Below are 15,763 nucleotides of genomic sequence, written 5' to 3'. Positions count from 1 at the left end.
TTAGGCTCGGAGCATGTCAGCCCTGGAGTTCGTCAGCACCGTTCGCGCGACGCGGACCGGTCTGACGGACCTGCTCTCCGACGTGCAGGGCATGACCGCGTGGGGCCGGGCGCACGCCGCCGAACTGGGGATCGCCCCGGATTTCACCGCCTCTGAGGAACTGCGGAGCGAAGTGGTCGAACTGCGGCAGGCCGTACGGGCGCTCTTCGCCAGGGCCGTGGCGCCGGGCGCCGCGAGCGACGCGGACGCGCACCGGCTCCCGGACTTCGCCGAGTCGCTCGACCTGGTCAACGCCGCGGCACTGGCCGTGCCTTCGGCCCCGCGGCTGGAGTGGCCCGCCGGAGAGGCGCCCCGGGCGCGGACGGTCCCGGGCGTCGGGGCCACGGAGTCCGAACGGATCCGGGCCACCCTCGCGACGTCGGCGATCGAGCTGCTGGCCGGCCCCCGGCGCGAGCAGATCCGCGTCTGCCCCGCCCCCCGCTGCGTGCTCTATTTCATCAAGGAGCACGCCCGGCAGGAGTGGTGCTCGCTCGGCTGCGGCAACCGGGCCCGAGCCGCCCGCCATTACCGCCAGCACCGGAACGGCTGACCCACCCCGGCGCCAGGCGGCCCACCTCTCATGTCGCCGCATCCGGTGGCGTCTGCCCGTACGCCTGGCAACGTCGCGCTTTCCTGACCGCACACCAAGGTGACGTCGCCTCCAGTGGTTACCCGCTCCCACCTGTCGCGCGTCCATTCGGCGGGCTCTCCCCCCCGGCTGCTCTCCTCATCCGGACCCACCCCGCGCACCAAGAGTGATTTACGCCATATTTTTCTAACGTGACAAATGCTGATTTTGCGTTAGATTGCGGGCAGTAGAGCTAACGGATCGAGCCGTTAGAAAACGTGGAGGAGAGATCAAATGACCTTCCAGACCGACCACGTCGGCCTCAACGTCTCCGACCTCGACAGGTCCAAGGACTTCTACCTGAAGGTCTTCGGCTTCGAGATCTTCGGCGAGTCGGACCAGCCGGACCGGCGCTACGCCTTCCTCGGTCTCGACGGGAAGCTGGTGCTCACCCTCTGGCAGCAGAGCGAGGGCAGCTTCGCCACCGGGCTGCCGGGCCTGCACCACCTGTCCTTCCAGGTGCCGGACATCGAGGCGGTCCGCCGAGCCGAGACCGTGATCCGGGGACTCGGGGCCACGCTCCACCACGACGGCGTGGTCCCGCACGGCGAGGGGGCGTCCTCGGGGGGCGTGTTCTTCGAGGACCCGGACGGCATCCGGCTGGAGATCTTCGCGCCCAGCGGCGCCGATGAGCGACCCGCGCCGACCACCGGCGCCCCCACCTGCGGCTTCTTCTAGACGACCATGGAGCACGGGGGAGAAATCGCGGTACAGCGCAGGACCGGGGTCCGCGCGGTGGCACTGGGCTCGGCCAGGACCCGGCCGGAGATCCCGGCGGTGGCGGCCGAGTTCCTCAGGCGGCAGCGGATGCTGCTGATCGGAGCCGCGGGGCGGGACGGGCTCCCGTGGGCGACGGTCCTGACCGGGCCCGAGGGGTTCGCCAGGGCCGCGGACGAACGGACCGTGGTGATCGACACGCTGCCGGGTGAGCACGATCCGCTGGCCGGACTGGACGGGGGCGAGATCGGGATGCTCGCGATCGAGCCCCTGACCAGGCGCAGGATGCGGGTCAACGGCACGGTCCGGCGGGACGGCGGGCGACTGGTCGTCCACACCGAGCAGGCGTACGCCAACTGTCCCAAGTACATCCAGACACGGGACATCGTCGCGGAGGTCACCGGGCCGGCCACCGGCTCCTCCTCGGCGACGGTTTTCGGCGACGGCGACCGGGCGTGGATCGAGGGCGCCGACACGTTCTTCGTCGCCACCTCGGCCCCCGGCCTGGGCGCGGATCTGTCGCACCGGGGCGGCAACCCGGGGTTCGTCCGGGTGCTGGACGAGCGACGGCTGGTCTGGCCGGACTACGCCGGCAACCTGATGTACATGACGCTCGGCAACCTGGAACTGGACGAACACTGCGGCCTGCTCTTCCTCGACTGGGAGAACGGCGACGCGCTGCACCTGACCGGGCGGGCCCGCGTCGACTGGGAGCCGGGCGACGTGCCGGGGGCACAGCGGCTGGTCGGGTTCGAGGTGGACCGGATCGTCCGGGTCCGGGGAGCCAGCCCGCTCCGCTGGCGGCTCGGGGAGTACTCCCGCCACAACCCGCCGGCGCACGCCGCCCGCGCCGCGAACGGGGCGCGGGGAAACCCTTGACGGGGTCATCGGGATCATCGTGGACCGGGCGGCGTGTTCGTCACGCCCGCGCCGTCCGACCTGGACGATGATCGGTTGACGTACGTCGCCGGACCCGACGACCCGCTGATCGACGCGGTCGAGGAGGCCGCGGAACCCATGGAGGAAGTGTGATGTTCACCGAGGAGACGGCCAGGGCCAAGGTCCAGGCCGCCGAGGACGCGTGGAACACGCGCGACCCCGAGCGGGTCTCGCTCGCCTACACGCCCGACTCCCGCTGGCGCAACCGGGACGAGTTCCTCACCGGGCGCGCGGAGATCAGGGAGTTCCTGAGCCGCAAGTGGGCCAGGGAGCAGGACTACCGGCTCCGCAAGGAGCTGTGGACGTTCGGTGGCAACCGCATCGCCGTGCGGTTCCAGTACGAGTGGCACGACGCGGACGGCCAGTGGTGGCGCAGCTACGGAAACGAGCTGTGGGAGTTCGCCGACGACGGGCTGATGCGGCGCCGCGAGGCGAGCATCAACGACCTCGGAATCGACGAAACGGACCGCCGTATTCTCGGCGACCGCGACCCCGAGGAACTTCCGTTGGCCTGAGACCAAAGGGTTGACCGGGGAGAACTGGGGCGTAAGTTCTCATTTATCGGTTCTCACTTCTCCTATGCCCCTGTGGTTGCTTTTGGAGGACGTATGCCCCGAATCACCGTCAACGTCGATGGAATCGCATACGAGGAGGAGGTCGAGCCGCGCCTTCTCCTCGTGCATCTGCTACGAGATCGGCTGGGCAAGACCGGCACGCCCATCGGCTGCGACACCGGCAACTGCGGCGCCTGCACCGTGATGCTCGACGGCAGGAGCGCGAAGAGTTGTTCCGTGCTTGCCGTGCAGGCCGACGGGAGCGATGTCGTCACGGTTGAGGGCCTGGCCCAGGGAGGCGAGTGGCATCCCATGCAGCAGGCCTTTCACGAAGAGCACGCCCTGCAGTGCGGGTACTGCACCCCCGGCATGATCATGGCGGCGATCGACCTGCTCAGGGACGACCCCGACCCGTCGGAGGAGGCGGTCCGCGAGGGGTTGGAGGGCAACCTGTGCCGCTGCACGGGGTACTGCAACATCGTCAGGGCGGTGCGGCGCGGCGCGGCGGAGATGTCCCGGCGGAGCACATCCGGGCAGGAGGTGCCGGCGCCATGACCGAGCAGCTCATCGAGAGCGACCGGCTGAACGACCCGTCCGCCGCCCACGAGGTCGGCAGGGCGCGCAGGCGCAAGGAGGACGCCCGGCTGGTCACCGGCAGGACCACCTGGACCGACAACATCCAGCTCCCCGGCATGATGTACGTGGCCTTCCTGCGCAGCCCGATGGCCCACGCCAGGATCACCCGCGTCGACACCTCGGCCGCGAGCGGCCAGCCGGGCGTGGTCGCCGTCTACAGCGGGCGCGACTTCGCCGGCGAGCAGGGCAGCCTGCCCTGCGCCTGGCCGGTCAGCGAGGACATCGTCATCCCCGACCACCCGCCCATGGCGGTGGACGAGGTCCGCTACGTCGGCGAGGCGGTGGCCTGCGTGGTCGCCACCGACCGCTACCGGGCGGCCGACGCCCTGGAGGCGATCGAGATCGACTACGAGCCGCTGGACGCGGTGCTCGACATGACCGAGGCGCTCGCCGAGGGGAGCCCCAAGGTCCACGAGGCCGGAAACCAGGCGTTCACCTGGAAGTTCGCCGGGGGCGACATCGAGGAGGCGTTCCGCGACGCCCCCGTGGTGATCGAGCGCACCTACGTGCAGCAGCGGCTCATCCCGACCGCCATGGAGCCTCGCGCGGTCGTGGCCACCACCGACGGCGACACCTTCACGCTCTACTCGTCCACCCAGATCCCGCACATCCTGCGCGTCATGCTCGCGCTGACGACGGGCATCCCCGAGCACAAGCTGCGGGTGATCGCCCCCGACGTGGGCGGCGGCTTCGGTTCCAAGCTCCAGGTCACCGCCGAGGAGGTGCTCGCGCTGCTGCTGACCCGCAGGCTGGGCAGGCCGGTGAAGTGGACCGAGTCCCGCTCCGAGGGCAACCTGACGGTGCACCACGGCCGCGACCAGCTCCAGCGGATCTCCGTCGCCGCCGACCGGGACGGGCGGGTGCGGGGCGTCAAGGTGGACCTGCTCGCCGACATGGGCGCCTACCTGATGCTGGTCACGCCGGGCGTGCCACTGCTCGGCGCGTTCATGTACAACGGCATCTACAAGATGGACGCCTACGACTTCAAGTGCACCGGCGTCTTCACCACCAAGATGCCGACCGACGCCTACCGGGGCGCGGGCCGCCCCGAGGCGACGTTCGCGATCGAACGCGCCATGGACGAGCTCGCCCACGAGCTGGGCATGGACCCCGTCGAGCTGCGGCGCCGCAACTGGATCACCCACGCGGAGTTCCCGTACACCACGATCTGCGGGCTGACCTACGACTCGGGCAACTACGAGGCGGCGACCGAGCGGGCCCTGGCCCTGCTCGGCTACGACAAGCTCAGGGCCGAGCAGGCGGACCGGCGCGACCGGCGCGACCCGGTCCAGCTCGGCATCGGTGTCTCGACGTTCACCGAGATGTGCGGGCTGGCGCCCTCGCGGGTGCTCGGCAGCCTCAGCTACGGCGCGGGCGGCTGGGAGCACGCCTCGGTCAGGATGCTGCCCACCGGCAAGGTCGAGGTCGTCACCGGCTCCTCGCCGCACGGCCAGGGACACGAGACGGCCTGGAGCCAGATCGTCGCCGACGCGCTGGGCGTGCCGTTCGAGGACGTCTCCGTGCTGCACGGCGACACGTCCGTCTCGCACAGGGGCATGGACACCTACGGCTCCCGCTCCCTGGTGGTGGGCGGCGTCGCCGTGCTGGCCGCCTGCGAGAAGGTGAAGGACCGTGCCAAACAGCTCACCGCGCACCTGCTTGAGGCCTCCGCCGACGACATCGAGTTCGCCGACGGCACGTTCAAGGTCCGGGGCACCGAGGCGGGCAGGACCATCCAGGAACTGGCGCTGGCCACCTTCGCCGCGCACGACCTGCCCGACGGCTTCGAACCCGCGCTGGACGCCGACGCGACCTTCGACCCGGACAACTTCTCCTTCCCGCACGGCACCCACCTGTGCGCGATCGAGGTGGACACCGAGACCGGCGCCTCGAAGATCCGGACCTACGTGGCGGTCGACGACGTGGGCTCGGTGGTGAACCCGCTGATCGTCGAGGGCCAGGTGCACGGCGGCATCGCCCAGGGCATCGCCCAGGCCCTGTTCGAGGAGGCGGTCTACGACACCGAGGGCAACCTGCTCACCACCACGATGGCCGACTACCTCATCCCTTCGGCGGCCGACCTGCCCGACTTCGTCACCGACCGCACCGAGACCCCGGCGACGACCAACCCGCTGGGCGTCAAGGGCGTCGGCGAGGCCGGGACCATCGCCTCCACCCCCGCCGTGGTCAACGCGATCGTCGACGCGCTGCGCCCGTACGGGGTGAACGACGTGCGGATGCCCTGCACCCCGGAGCGGATCTGGCGGATCGTCACCGAGGCGGACGCCACACGTCGGCCGGGACCGGCCGCCGAGGGAGGAGACCGATGATCCCCGCGTCGTTCGACTACGTCAGGCCCTCCTCGGTGGAGGAGGCGTGCCAGGTGCTCGGTGAGGCCGCGGCCTCCGGCGACGACGTCAAGGTACTGGCCGGCGGCCAGTCGCTGCTACCGCTGCTGCGGCTGCGGCTGGCCTACCCGTCGGCGCTGGTGGACCTCGGGCGCCTGCCCGGCCTGCGCGGCATCTCCGACCGTGGCGACCACGTGTTCATCGGCGCGCTCACCACCCACGACGAGGTGCTGCGCTCCGGGGTGATCAGGGAGCGCGTCCCGCTGCTCGCGCTGGCCACGGCCACGGTGGCCGACCCCGCGGTACGGCACCGTGGCACGTTCGGCGGTTCCATGGCCCACGCCGATCCGGCGGGGGATCTGCCGGCCGTGGCCCTGGCGCTCGACTGCGTCTTCGTCGCCCGCTCCGTCGACGGCGAGCGGGAGATCCCCGCCGCGGACTTCTTCGTCGACTACCTGGAGCCCGCGCTCGAACCCGATGAGGTGCTGATCGGCGCCCGGGTGCCGGTACTCGGCCCCGGGTGGGGTTTCCACTACGAGAAGTTCCACCGGACGGCGCAGGCGTGGGCGATCGTCGGCGTCGCGGCGGCCGTACGGCGGAGTGGCGGGGCCGTCGAGGAGGCCAGGATCGCGCTGACCAACATGGGCCCCACCCCGGTGCGGGCGAGTGCGGTGGAGACGGCGCTGCGCGGGGTGGATCTCGCGCCCGTGGGCTCCACCGGCACCGACCCCGTCGGGGAGGCGTGCGCCGAGGCCGACGACGGCACCTCGCCCCCCGCGGACCTGCACGCCGGACCCGACTACCGCCGGCATCTGGCCCGGGTGCTGACCCGCAGGGCGGTCAGGGCCGCGAGCGGCTGAGTCCCGCCGTGACGGGGTGAGAACCCGGCGGGCTCTCACCCCCCGACGGGCCTGCGAGTGTCCTCGCCATGAACGGCGGGGAGGGCGGCAGATGAGCCCCCCTCACACTGGAGCCCGAGAGCGCCGCCCCGTCCCTCGGGCCGGAGCACCTCGTGGGAGGGCGGAGGCATCATCCCCGCCCGGAGGGGCAGGGAGGAATGGACGCCGACCGACACGTACCGACGTGTGGCGGTCAACCGGCCCCGTGGCGGCATACTGGTAATACGCCCCCGTGTAGTCGTAATGTCGCAACAGCGACCGACCGACAAGGAGCGGATCGATGGCGATGCGGTTCGAGCACGAGTTCACGGTTCCCGTGCCGGTCGAGCAGGCGTGGCCGGTGCTGCTCGACGTCGAGCGGGTCGGCCCCTGCCTGCCCGGTGCCACCGTGGACCAGGTCGAAGAGGACTCCTTCACCGGCAGGATGAAGGTCAAGGTCGGGCCGATCACGGTGACCTACCGGGGCCGGGCCTCCTTCGAGAAGGTGGACGAGGACACCCACTCCATGACCATCAAGGCCTCCGGCAAGGAGGCCAGGGGCTCGGGCACCGCCGGTGCCACGGTCGTCGCGCGTCTGTACCCCGAGGGGCGGAACACCAGGGTCACCGTCGACACCTCCTTCAACGTGACCGGCCGCCCGGCCCAGTTCGGCCGAGGGGTGATGTCCGAGGTCGGCGAGAAGCTGATCGACAGGTTCGCGGCCAACCTCTCCCTGCTGCTGGGCGAGAGCCCCGGCGTGGAAACCGCCGCCGAGACGCCTGCCGAGACGCCGGGCATGGGCGGCTGGAGTGCTCCCTCCCAGCCCGGCCCGGACGACGAGGTTCCGGTGGTCTCGGCGGCCTCGGGCCCCGGCCCCGCGACCCCGGCCGGCTGGGAGGAGCTGAGCGGGGCGGGAGCGGGCGCATCCGGGCGGCATCTCAGCGCGGTGCCGACACCGCCCGGCCTCGTCGTCGACGAGAAGTCCGGGTCCCGCCAGAGCCATCCGGCGGGCACCTCACGCACCTCGCTCAGCCCTGACGAGGAGGCCATGAACCTCCTGGAGGTGGCGGGCCTGCCGCTGCTCAAACGCGCCGCCCCACTGGTCGCCGCACTGGCGGCCGTCACCCTGATCGCCTGGCTGGTCAGCCGCGCCCTACGCCGCCGCTGAGTATCCGGTTTGATCGTTCGGCGGGAAGCGCACGTCGCCCTCACCCTCCCGTCGAGCTTCCGTTCTAGTGGTCGTCGCAACACCGTCACCGTCACGACGACCGCCGCCGTGGCCACCGCCGCGATCACCCACCCGAGCCGCACTCCGAAGCGTGCCGTGGACCTCCGCCGGAGCCGCCGGCCGCCGCTCAGCACTCTGGCTCTGATCTCCGCCGTTCTCGTGGGATCGGCGAGCGGCGCATCCGGCATCACCTCGTCGATGAGTCGGAGTAAAGGATTTTCTACACTTCTGGGCATGCAGGAGTGGAGATCCGCGTCACCAACGAGATCCACGACTGGATCCGCGCCCTGGACGAACGCTCTCGACTGTTCGAGAGCGCCGTGTTCGCGGCCTTCCTGGGGGCCGTGAAAACCGGACGGCTCTAAAAATCATCCACCGGCACGGGCTCACCCCACATCTGGAGGATCACCAGCACCGGACCGGACAGCGAAGTTGCCAAGATCAGATGGGCGGCGATGCCGTAGACCGCTCCCTGGCGGCGCCGAACCCACCACGCCGATGCCCGCTCAGCGGCCGCCCCGTCCGGCCACCCGCTCCCGCTCCGCCTCGCGCCGGGCCTCGTCCACCACGCGTCCCGCCATCGGGGTGATCTCGACGGTGAGGTGTTTGGCCAGCGGCTGCCCGCTCTGGGGGCTGAAGTCGACGAGTGCGCAGAGCACGTTCAGCTCGGGCATGTAGCCGATCGCGCTGCCGCGCGGAATGTCGTAGCCGAAGGCCCGGTAGCCGTAGACGCTCCGCCTGCTGCCGTCCTTGGCGATGCTGGTGATGTCGACGAGGTCGGCCTCGGCGAGGCCCCGGTCCCGCATGTCGTCGCGGTTCATCAGCACCAGGGTGCGCAGGTTCTCGACGCCCCGGTAGCGGTCGTCGTCGGAGTAGACGGTGGTGTTCCACTGGTCGTGGGAGCGCACCGTGCCCAGCGTCAGGCGGCCCGCCTCCGGTATGACGTTCGGAACCGGGGCGGCGGAGAACTCGGCGCGCCCTGACCCGGTGAGAAAGACCAGTTCGCGGGCCGGCTGGTGGATCCGGAAGCCCAGCGGCATCCGAACCCGGCGGTTGAAGTCCTCGAACCCGTCGAGGACCCGGGCCATGGTGTCGCGGATGCGGTCGTAGTCGTCGACGTACTCCTGCCAGGGCGTGGCGCTGTCCGGCAGGGTCGCCCGCGCCATCCCCGCGATGATCGCCGGTTCGGAGAGCAGTTGCCGGGAGGCCGGGTTCCGCATGCCGATCGACAGGTGCACCATGCTCATCGAGTCCTCGACCGTGACCCCCTGCAGCCTGCGGCGCTGCCAGTCCTTCTCGGTACGGCCGAGGCAGGGCAGGATCAGCGCCTTCTCGCCGTGCACCAGGTGGCTGCGGTTGAGCTTGGTGCTGACCTGCACGGTCAGCTCGCAGTTGCGCAGTGCCCGGAAGGTGCGCGGGGTGTCGGGCGTGGCCAGCGCGAAGTTGCCGCCCATGCTCACGAACACCTTGACGTCGCCGCGGCGCATCGCCTCGACGGTGCCGACGGTGTCCAGGCCCCAGGCCCGCGGCGGGTCGATGCCGCACACCTCGGCCAGCCGGGAGAGCAGCCGCTCGCTCGGTTGGGAGTCGACCCCGCAGGTGCGGTTGCCCTGGACGTTGCTGTGCCCGCGAATGGGGCACGGACCCGCGCCCTCCCGGCCCACGTAGCCCCGGAGCAGCAGCAGGTTGACGATCTCTCGCACGGTGTCGACACCGTGTTCCTGCTGGGTGATGCCCAGACACCAGCTGATGATGGTGCGCCTGGAACGCAGGTAGACGTCGGCGAGCTCGCGGATCCTCGCCTCGGCCACGCCCGACTGGCGCTCCAGTTGCGGCCAGCCGGCCTCGGCGCACGCCCGCCGGTAGTCCTCGAAGCCGTGTGTGTGGTTGTCGATGAACTCGTGGTCGATGGCCTTCGGGTCGATCTTCGCCTCCTCGAACACGGCCTTCGCGACCCCGCGCAACAGCGCCAGGTCGCCGCCGATCCTCGGTTGCACGTTGAGCGTGCCGGTCCTGGTGGCGTGGAAGGTGCCCATCGAGAGGAGGTCGTGGGGCACGATCGTCTTTCCGGCCGCCGCCTCGATCAGCGGGTTGATGTGCACGATCTGAGCGCCACGCTGGTACGCCTCGACCAGCGCGGTCAGCATGCGCGGCGCGTTGGAGGCCGCGTTGGAGCCGAGGAGGAAGAGCGTGTCGGCCTTGCCCCAGTCGTCCAGGTCGACGGTGCCCTTGCCGGTGCCCAGCGAGGCGGTCAGCGCCAGGCCGCTCGCCTCGTGGCACATGTTCGAGCAGTCCGGCAGGTTGTTGGTGCCGAACTCGCGGGCCCAGAGCTGGTAGAGGAACGTGGCCTCGTTGCTCAGCCGCCCGGAGGTGTAGAACGACGCCTGGTCCGGGCTGCTCAGTCTCCTGAGCGTCGAGCCGACCAGCTCGAACGCGTCCGGCCAGGAGATCGGCCGGTACTTGTCGGAGTCCGGGTCGTAGACCATCGGCTCGGTCAGCCTGCCCTGGTCCTCCAGCGCGAAGTCGCTCCAGCCGGACAGCTCGGTGACGGTGTGCTCGTCGAAGAACCGGCGCCCGACGCGCTTGGGGGTCATCTCCCAGGTGACGTGCTTGATGCCGTTCTCGCAGATGTCCAGGCGCAGGCCCTTCCTATCGTCCGGCCACGCGCATCCCGGGCAGTCGAAACCGTGGTTCTCGTGGTTCATCCGGAAGATCGCCCGTGTCCCCTCGATCGGCTCCCTCGTCCTGGCCAGCACCTTCCCGACGCTGAGCGCCGCACCCCAGCCCGCCGCCGGGTGCCGGTAGTCACGCCTGGAGAAGGGCGCGCCGGTGTTGGGCCCGCGCCCCCGCGCCGGAACCCCCGGCATCCCCTGTCCGAAGTTCTCTCCTGAGGCAAGAATGTCGTCGGCCATGAGCGGTCCCCCCGGGGTGGCGCAGTCGAGCCCGACATGCGTGCACATGCCGCGATATTCCCGGTCTACCGCCCCCGCCCCCACCCCAGCCCCAAACAACCCCCCGGCCTTCCCCAAGCTTGGACCGCCAAGGACCCCGTCAGGTGACGGTGTCGGCGACACGGTCGATCTGGTCCACGTCGGAGGACCAGCAGTAGAGCATGACCTCGTCGGCGCCGATCTCGCCGTACGCGGTGACGGCCTGCCGGATCGCTTCCGGTGTGGTGAGCATCTCGTCGACCACCTCCTTCGCGCCGTCCCCCATGAAGCGGTAATAGTCACCGAGGGCACGTTTCGCCTCGTCCACGACTGATTCGGGGCCGAGGGCGGCGTTGGACTGGGCCACCAGCCGAGGACGACCGGCACGCCCGGCGGCCTGCCACGATGCCTCGACGGCTCGGTAGAACTGCCCCATCTGTTCCGGCGTGAGATGAGCACCGAGGAATCCGTCGCCCCAGCGAGCGATGCGCTCGACGGTGGCGGGAACGAAGCCTCCGAACAGCACTTCAGGTCCGCCCCGGCGGGCCGGGGCGGGGCCGATCGGTCCGATGCCCTGGGCGTACGGCTCGCCCTCCCAGACGCGCCGGAGAGCTGCCATCTGCTCATCCAGGTGACTCCCCCGGCCACGGACCTGGACGTCCACGGCCCGGTAGTCGTCCTCGCGTGCCCCGACCCCCACACCGAGGGTGAAGCGACCACCGGAAATCCGATCCAGGGTCGCGGTCTGCTTGGCGAGCAGGGCGGTCGCGCGCAAGGGCGGGATCAGCACTTCGGTCTGTACGCGGATCCGTGAGGTGGCCCCTGCGATGGCCGCCAGAGTGACCATCGCTTCCGGGTTGTCGTACACGATGCGGTCGAGCAGACCGAGGGTCGAAAAGGGGCCGACGTCGGCGCGCCGGGCCCAGCCGAGCAGGCACACGGGGTCGCTCACCGGCAGGCCGAAACCTATTTTCATGGGATCGCCCCCTCCAGGACCAGCGTTGTGTGATCCCTTGATTCCGGACAATCATCACCCACCGTACAGACTCACTGTTCGATAAAAGACCTGGTCAGATGGTTATATGCGTAAAGCGTGCGCGCAGGCATGAGGGCCGCGCACGCACGAACAGTCGTATGGCGATGCGTGTCACCCGGACAGGGATCGGTCGACGTTTGTGGCCGACCCCCTGGGCGCCACCGGCGAGGTCCGCACGGACGCGCAGCCTGACGTCCTGCGCGACGTCACGGCGGACATGACCGCCACCTGGACCGCGCCGCGGTAAGGGCAGCGCCCCAGAGCCCGCCACAGCGGGGACGCTCACCCCGGCGGAAAGTGACGGCTCGGATCACCCGGTCCTCACCGGACAGCAGCTTCAGGTCGATCCTGCCCGCCGGGTCCCGAAGAGCGGGGTGCCCTCGCCGAGTCCGCCCCCTTGCACTCCTTCACCGCAACATAGGTTGTATATCTAACTAGCTTGCTCTACGATCTAGATAGCAGAGCACCTTTGGAGGTCTCCCTTGTCATCCCCCTTGACGCTTGTCCTGGCAGTCGTCCTCGTCGGCTACCTGGCCGTCGCCAGCCCCCTGCTCGGCAAGCACACCTACGACAGGCTGGCCCGCACTCGTGACCAGGACCCCATGGCCTACCGCCGGATGTTCACGCTCTGGAGCGCCGAGCTGTGGACACTGGCCGCCGTGGCACTGCTCATCGTCGCCGTGGAGCCGAACCTCGACGCCGCGGACATCGGCCTGGTGATCACGGAGCCACTGGACGACACCCTCGGCACGATCGTCGGCTTCCTGGTCGCCGCCGCGGCCGGCATGCTCGTCTTCAAGTGGCTGGCCGCCAAGGGTAAGCCCGTCCCTGGCCAGCAGGCCTTCAGCCACCTGCTGCCGCGCACCGCGGTCGAGCGCTGGTACGCCGCGGGCCTGTCGGTGACCGCCGGCATCACCGAGGAGATCGTCTACCGAGGCCTGCTCATCGCGGTCGGCACGGGCGCGCTCGGCCTGAGCAAGGAGGTCGCGGCCTGCTGCGCGTTGGCGGTGTTCGTCGCCGGCCACCTCTACCAGGGCTGGCGCGGCATGCTCGCGGTCACCCTGGTCGGCTTCGGCCTGACCTTGCTCTACCTGAGGACCGGCAGCCTGCTCATGCCGATCCTGTTGCACGCGCTGATCGACCTTCGCGGCCTGGTGCTCACCCCGCAGCCGCGACGTGAGCCAGTCGGGTACACAGGCTAAGTAGGATCGCTACCATGACGAGCGATCGACGTGCGAGCTGGCTCAAGGGCGTGCTCGACCTGCTGGTTCTCGCCAGCCTGACGGCCGGCGAGAACTACGGCTACGAGATCGCCAAAGACCTCGCCGAGTCCGGTCTCGGTCAGATCAAGGGCGGCACGCTCTACCCGGTGCTCAACCGGCTGGAGGAGGCGGGGCTGCTCACCGCCGAGTTCCGGGTGACCGAGCGCGGGCCCGGCCGTCGCTACTACCGGCTCACCGACCAGGGCAGGCAGACACTCGCCGAGCAGGGCGGGCTCTGGCTGAACTTCGACGAGTCGGTACGCGCCGTGCTGGCCAAGGGCCACACCGAGGCGCCTCAGCCAACGGGTTCACCTGAAGGGAGAGTTCGATGAGCGGCCACGTCGACGAGACCACCGGTGGTTACTTCGACGAGCTCGCCGTGGTTCTGGCCGAGGCGGGCATGCCCGCCGACCGGGTCAGGGCCATGCTGGACGACCTCGCCGGCTACCTCGCCGAGAGTGGTGGCGGCGACCCCGAGGAGGAGTTCGGCCCGGCGGCCGAGCTGGCCCGTGAGCTGGCCGTCACCTCGGCCCCGCCCGCCGCGGACGCCCGTACCTGGCGCTGGACCGCCGACCTGTTCCACGACGTCAAGACGCTCAACGAGTACGGCGCCCAGGGCTGGGAGGTCGACGGGGTCGATGGGAAGGGCCTGTTCATCAGCGTCCGGGACCCCGAGAACCCTCAGCAGTGGGAGTACCGGAGAGAGCTGGTCTCGCCCGGCCGGCGCCAGAGCGTGCTCGACCTGCTCACCCCCGACGGCTGGGAGCCGTGCGGCAGGTGGGTGTGCTTCGAATACTTCAAGCGGCCCAAGGCCGCCAGCCTGGGGCCCGCCGCGGAGCTGACCGCCCCGCCGCGAACGCCGAGGCGCAACATCTTCCTCAGCCCGAAGTTCTACGCCTTGATCGCCGGCCTGCTGGTGCTGACCGCGGTGGCCCTGGTGCTACTGCTGCAGGTCGCCGAAGCGGGGCTCGACACCTTCGACGGCAGCCTCGACACCATCCTGGGTCTGCTCACCGGAATGGCCGTGAGCGCACTGGCCGTGATGACCGCGCTGTGGCTGGCCGCTCGACGGCACGGCAGGGGTCGCTGAGCCCCCCGATCAGGTACGGCGTACGACGGGGAGTGTCTCGGCCCCATCCCCCGCTTCCCGACCCGCACACCGCAGGCACCCCCTGGCAGCGCCGGTCCCGCGGATGAGCGAGAATGATCCCCGTGACCGGCGTACACGTGCTCAACGGCCCGAACCTGAACCTGCTCGGCACCCGCAGACCCGAGGTCTACGGCACCATGACGCTGCCGGACGTCGAGGAACTGTGCCGCGAGGAGGCCACTCGGCTCGGCCTGGACCTGGTCTTCCGTCAGTCCAACCACGAGGGCCAGCTGATCGACTGGATCCACGAGGCCGGGGCGCGGGTCAAGGCCGGTGAGGTCATCGGCGCGGTCTTCAACCCCGGGGCCTACACCCATACCTCGATCGCCCTGCACGATGCCATCGAGGGCACCGAGCTACCGCTCGTCGAGGTGCACATCTCCAACGTGCACCGCCGCGAGTCCTTCCGCCACCACTCGTACATCTCCCCCGTCGCGCGCGGCACCATCGTCGGCCTCGGCGTGGACGGCTACCGCCTCGCCATCGACGCCCTGCACAGGATGTCCCTGACGTAGGGGACCACAGGCTCCTCGGGTACGCCACTCCTGACCTTCCACCCCGCACAGACCTGTACCAGTGAGCGGCCCCCGACCCGTCCTCGCTGCGCCTTGATCCTGGCCGGTGTCAGGCGGTGGCGGGCCGGTAGAAGTGCAGGACGTTGCCGGAGTTGAAAGGCCGTGTCTTCAGCAGCTTCAGGTCGATCCTGGCCTTCGCGGTCCCGAAGAGCGGGATGCCCTCGCCGAGGACGACCGGGTTCACCATGATCCGCAGCTCGTCGACGAGTCCCCGCCGGAGAAGACTCACGGTCAGGTCGGAACTGCCCAGGATGGCGATGTCCTTGCCGGGTTCCCGCTTGAGCCTGGTGAACTCCTCGACGAGATCCTGCTTGATCAGCCGGGTGCCGGCCCACTCGGCCCTGTCCAGCGTTCGTGAGACGACGATCTTGTCCGTGCCGTTCATCCTCGCCGCGACCGCCGGATCGGCCTCCTCCCCCTCGGGCGTCGGCCAGAAGCCCGCCATCAGCTGGTAGGTGACCCGCCCGAACACGAGCGTGCCGCTCTCGTCGAGCTGGCGCGCCGCGAACTCGCCGAACTCCTCGTCGACGTTGTGCCAGCCGAGATCCTGGTTCCGCCCCTCGAAATACCCGTCAAGGGTGGTCATCATGAACGAGAAGATCTTTCTCACCAAAGCCTCCACCGATCGCTGCTTCACCATCGCCGTCGATCGTAAAGACCACCTGCGACAATGCCGCCCCCGCACACAGGCTCATACCTCTTCAGCGAGCGTCGAACTCGTGGTTCCTGACGCCTCCGATGAACGCCGCCCACCCAGTAGTGGTGAACACGGCGGCTCCGCCCCGGTCGAAGTGGGACTGCCTGTCTCATAGAGCGTCAAAAAGAGTGTTATCAGTGGACAAG

17 protein-coding genes are annotated in these 15,763 nt (G+C 69.9%); 14 read left to right on the top strand and 3 right to left on the bottom strand.

Going from position 1 to position 15,763, the window contains the following annotated elements:
• Positions 1 to 13 precede the first annotated feature (13 nt).
• The 9 genes from ABZU75_RS20535 (at position 14) to ABZU75_RS20495 (ending at position 8,332) form a co-directional block, all read left to right on the top strand.
• Positions 14 to 589 carry an ABATE domain-containing protein gene (locus ABZU75_RS20535; protein WP_355556319.1) on the top strand — a complete coding sequence of 192 codons (576 nt, stop codon included), beginning with the start codon at positions 14 to 16 and terminating at the stop codon, positions 587 to 589.
• 312 nt (positions 590 to 901) lie between these two features.
• A complete protein-coding gene (locus tag ABZU75_RS20530; protein WP_355556316.1) occupies positions 902 to 1,345 on the top strand; it encodes a VOC family protein in 444 nt (147 codons plus the stop codon).
• Between the two features lie 6 nt (positions 1,346 to 1,351).
• Positions 1,352 to 2,263 (top strand): pyridoxamine 5'-phosphate oxidase family protein, encoded by a 912-nt coding sequence (locus ABZU75_RS20525; RefSeq protein ID WP_355556313.1) that lies wholly within the window; start codon positions 1,352 to 1,354, stop codon positions 2,261 to 2,263.
• Positions 2,264 to 2,415: 152 nt separating this feature from the next.
• Entirely contained in the window at positions 2,416 to 2,838 is a 423-nt protein-coding gene (locus ABZU75_RS20520; RefSeq protein ID WP_355556310.1) for a nuclear transport factor 2 family protein, read from the top strand.
• 93 nt (positions 2,839 to 2,931) lie between these two features.
• Entirely contained in the window at positions 2,932 to 3,432 is a 501-nt protein-coding gene (locus ABZU75_RS20515; protein WP_355556307.1) for a (2Fe-2S)-binding protein, read from the top strand.
• Positions 3,429 to 5,843, top strand: a complete 2,415-nt coding sequence (locus ABZU75_RS20510; protein ID WP_355556304.1) for a xanthine dehydrogenase family protein molybdopterin-binding subunit — start codon at positions 3,429 to 3,431, stop codon at positions 5,841 to 5,843. The genes ABZU75_RS20515 and ABZU75_RS20510 overlap by 4 nt, the downstream gene beginning before the upstream one ends.
• Positions 5,840 to 6,721, top strand: coding sequence for a xanthine dehydrogenase family protein subunit M (locus tag ABZU75_RS20505; RefSeq protein WP_355556301.1), 882 nt, complete (start codon positions 5,840 to 5,842; stop codon positions 6,719 to 6,721). The genes ABZU75_RS20510 and ABZU75_RS20505 overlap by 4 nt, the downstream gene beginning before the upstream one ends.
• A 319-nt stretch (positions 6,722 to 7,040) precedes the next feature.
• Positions 7,041 to 7,907, top strand: a complete 867-nt coding sequence (locus ABZU75_RS20500; protein WP_355556298.1) for an SRPBCC domain-containing protein — start codon at positions 7,041 to 7,043, stop codon at positions 7,905 to 7,907.
• Between the two features lie 302 nt (positions 7,908 to 8,209).
• The gene (locus ABZU75_RS20495; RefSeq protein WP_355556295.1) at positions 8,210 to 8,332 is read left to right on the top strand and encodes a hypothetical protein; all 123 of its coding nucleotides are present in this window, start codon (positions 8,210 to 8,212) and stop codon (positions 8,330 to 8,332) included.
• Positions 8,333 to 8,473: 141 nt separating this feature from the next.
• Here ABZU75_RS20495 and ABZU75_RS20490 read toward each other — a convergent pair whose 3' ends face one another.
• Both ABZU75_RS20490 and ABZU75_RS20485 read right to left on the bottom strand, forming a co-directional pair.
• Positions 8,474 to 10,927, bottom strand: coding sequence for an FdhF/YdeP family oxidoreductase (locus ABZU75_RS20490; protein WP_355556292.1), 2,454 nt, complete (start codon positions 10,925 to 10,927; stop codon positions 8,474 to 8,476).
• A gap of 91 nt (positions 10,928 to 11,018) precedes the next feature.
• On the bottom strand, positions 11,019 to 11,873 hold the full coding sequence (locus ABZU75_RS20485; RefSeq protein WP_355556289.1) for an LLM class flavin-dependent oxidoreductase: 855 nt from the start codon (positions 11,871 to 11,873) through the stop codon (positions 11,019 to 11,021).
• Positions 11,874 to 12,415: 542 nt separating this feature from the next.
• On the opposite strand from ABZU75_RS20485, the gene ABZU75_RS20480 reads away from it, so the two are divergent.
• The 4 genes from ABZU75_RS20480 (at position 12,416) to aroQ (ending at position 14,860) form a co-directional block, all read left to right on the top strand.
• Positions 12,416 to 13,135: a type II CAAX endopeptidase family protein gene (locus tag ABZU75_RS20480; protein ID WP_355556286.1), complete on the top strand. Its 720-nt coding sequence runs from the start codon at positions 12,416 to 12,418 to the stop codon at positions 13,133 to 13,135.
• Positions 13,136 to 13,149: 14 nt separating this feature from the next.
• Positions 13,150 to 13,527, top strand: coding sequence for a PadR family transcriptional regulator (locus tag ABZU75_RS20475; protein WP_355556283.1), 378 nt, complete (start codon positions 13,150 to 13,152; stop codon positions 13,525 to 13,527).
• Complete coding sequence (locus ABZU75_RS20470) at positions 13,524 to 14,285, top strand: hypothetical protein (protein ID WP_355556280.1); 762 nt, start codon at positions 13,524 to 13,526, stop codon at positions 14,283 to 14,285. The genes ABZU75_RS20475 and ABZU75_RS20470 overlap by 4 nt, the downstream gene beginning before the upstream one ends.
• Before the next feature lie 113 nt (positions 14,286 to 14,398).
• On the top strand, positions 14,399 to 14,860 hold the full coding sequence (gene aroQ, locus ABZU75_RS20465; RefSeq protein WP_355556277.1) for a type II 3-dehydroquinate dehydratase: 462 nt from the start codon (positions 14,399 to 14,401) through the stop codon (positions 14,858 to 14,860).
• A 109-nt stretch (positions 14,861 to 14,969) separates the two neighbouring features.
• On the opposite strand, the gene ABZU75_RS20460 is transcribed toward aroQ, so the two are convergent.
• Positions 14,970 to 15,509, bottom strand: a complete 540-nt coding sequence (locus ABZU75_RS20460; RefSeq protein WP_355556274.1) for a dihydrofolate reductase family protein — start codon at positions 15,507 to 15,509, stop codon at positions 14,970 to 14,972.
• Between ABZU75_RS20460 and ABZU75_RS20455 the strand changes: the two genes are divergently transcribed.
• Positions 15,508 to 15,732, top strand: coding sequence for a hypothetical protein (locus ABZU75_RS20455; RefSeq protein ID WP_355556271.1), 225 nt, complete (start codon positions 15,508 to 15,510; stop codon positions 15,730 to 15,732). The genes ABZU75_RS20460 and ABZU75_RS20455 overlap by 2 nt on opposite strands.
• Positions 15,733 to 15,763: the final 31 nt, after the last annotated feature.

The organism is Streptosporangium sp. NPDC005286, from assembly GCF_040607515.1.
In the GTDB taxonomy this organism is placed as follows: Bacteria; Actinomycetota; Actinomycetes; order Streptosporangiales; family Streptosporangiaceae; genus Streptosporangium.
Note: the sequence above shows the minus strand (reverse complement) of the source record. Positions and strands in the feature narration are given on the sequence as shown.

Coding starts and splice junctions, on each gene's coding strand:
- ABZU75_RS20515 (WP_355556307.1), top strand. CDS start 2,932: ATGCCCCGAATCACCGTCAACGTCGATGGAATCGCATACGAGGAGGAG.
- aroQ (WP_355556277.1), top strand. CDS start 14,399: ATGATCCCCGTGACCGGCGTACACGTGCTCAACGGCCCGAACCTGAAC.
- ABZU75_RS20485 (WP_355556289.1), bottom strand. CDS start 11,873: ATGAAAATAGGTTTCGGCCTGCCGGTGAGCGACCCCGTGTGCCTGCTC.
- ABZU75_RS20525 (WP_355556313.1), top strand. CDS start 1,352: ATGGAGCACGGGGGAGAAATCGCGGTACAGCGCAGGACCGGGGTCCGC.
- ABZU75_RS20490 (WP_355556292.1), bottom strand. CDS start 10,927: ATGTGCACGCATGTCGGGCTCGACTGCGCCACCCCGGGGGGACCGCTC.
- ABZU75_RS20505 (WP_355556301.1), top strand. CDS start 5,840: ATGATCCCCGCGTCGTTCGACTACGTCAGGCCCTCCTCGGTGGAGGAG.
- ABZU75_RS20530 (WP_355556316.1), top strand. CDS start 902: ATGACCTTCCAGACCGACCACGTCGGCCTCAACGTCTCCGACCTCGAC.
- ABZU75_RS20500 (WP_355556298.1), top strand. CDS start 7,041: ATGGCGATGCGGTTCGAGCACGAGTTCACGGTTCCCGTGCCGGTCGAG.
- ABZU75_RS20470 (WP_355556280.1), top strand. CDS start 13,524: ATGAGCGGCCACGTCGACGAGACCACCGGTGGTTACTTCGACGAGCTC.
- ABZU75_RS20460 (WP_355556274.1), bottom strand. CDS start 15,509: ATGATGACCACCCTTGACGGGTATTTCGAGGGGCGGAACCAGGATCTC.
- ABZU75_RS20455 (WP_355556271.1), top strand. CDS start 15,508: ATGAACGAGAAGATCTTTCTCACCAAAGCCTCCACCGATCGCTGCTTC.
- ABZU75_RS20535 (WP_355556319.1), top strand. CDS start 14: ATGTCAGCCCTGGAGTTCGTCAGCACCGTTCGCGCGACGCGGACCGGT.
- ABZU75_RS20520 (WP_355556310.1), top strand. CDS start 2,416: ATGTTCACCGAGGAGACGGCCAGGGCCAAGGTCCAGGCCGCCGAGGAC.
- ABZU75_RS20475 (WP_355556283.1), top strand. CDS start 13,150: ATGACGAGCGATCGACGTGCGAGCTGGCTCAAGGGCGTGCTCGACCTG.
- ABZU75_RS20510 (WP_355556304.1), top strand. CDS start 3,429: ATGACCGAGCAGCTCATCGAGAGCGACCGGCTGAACGACCCGTCCGCC.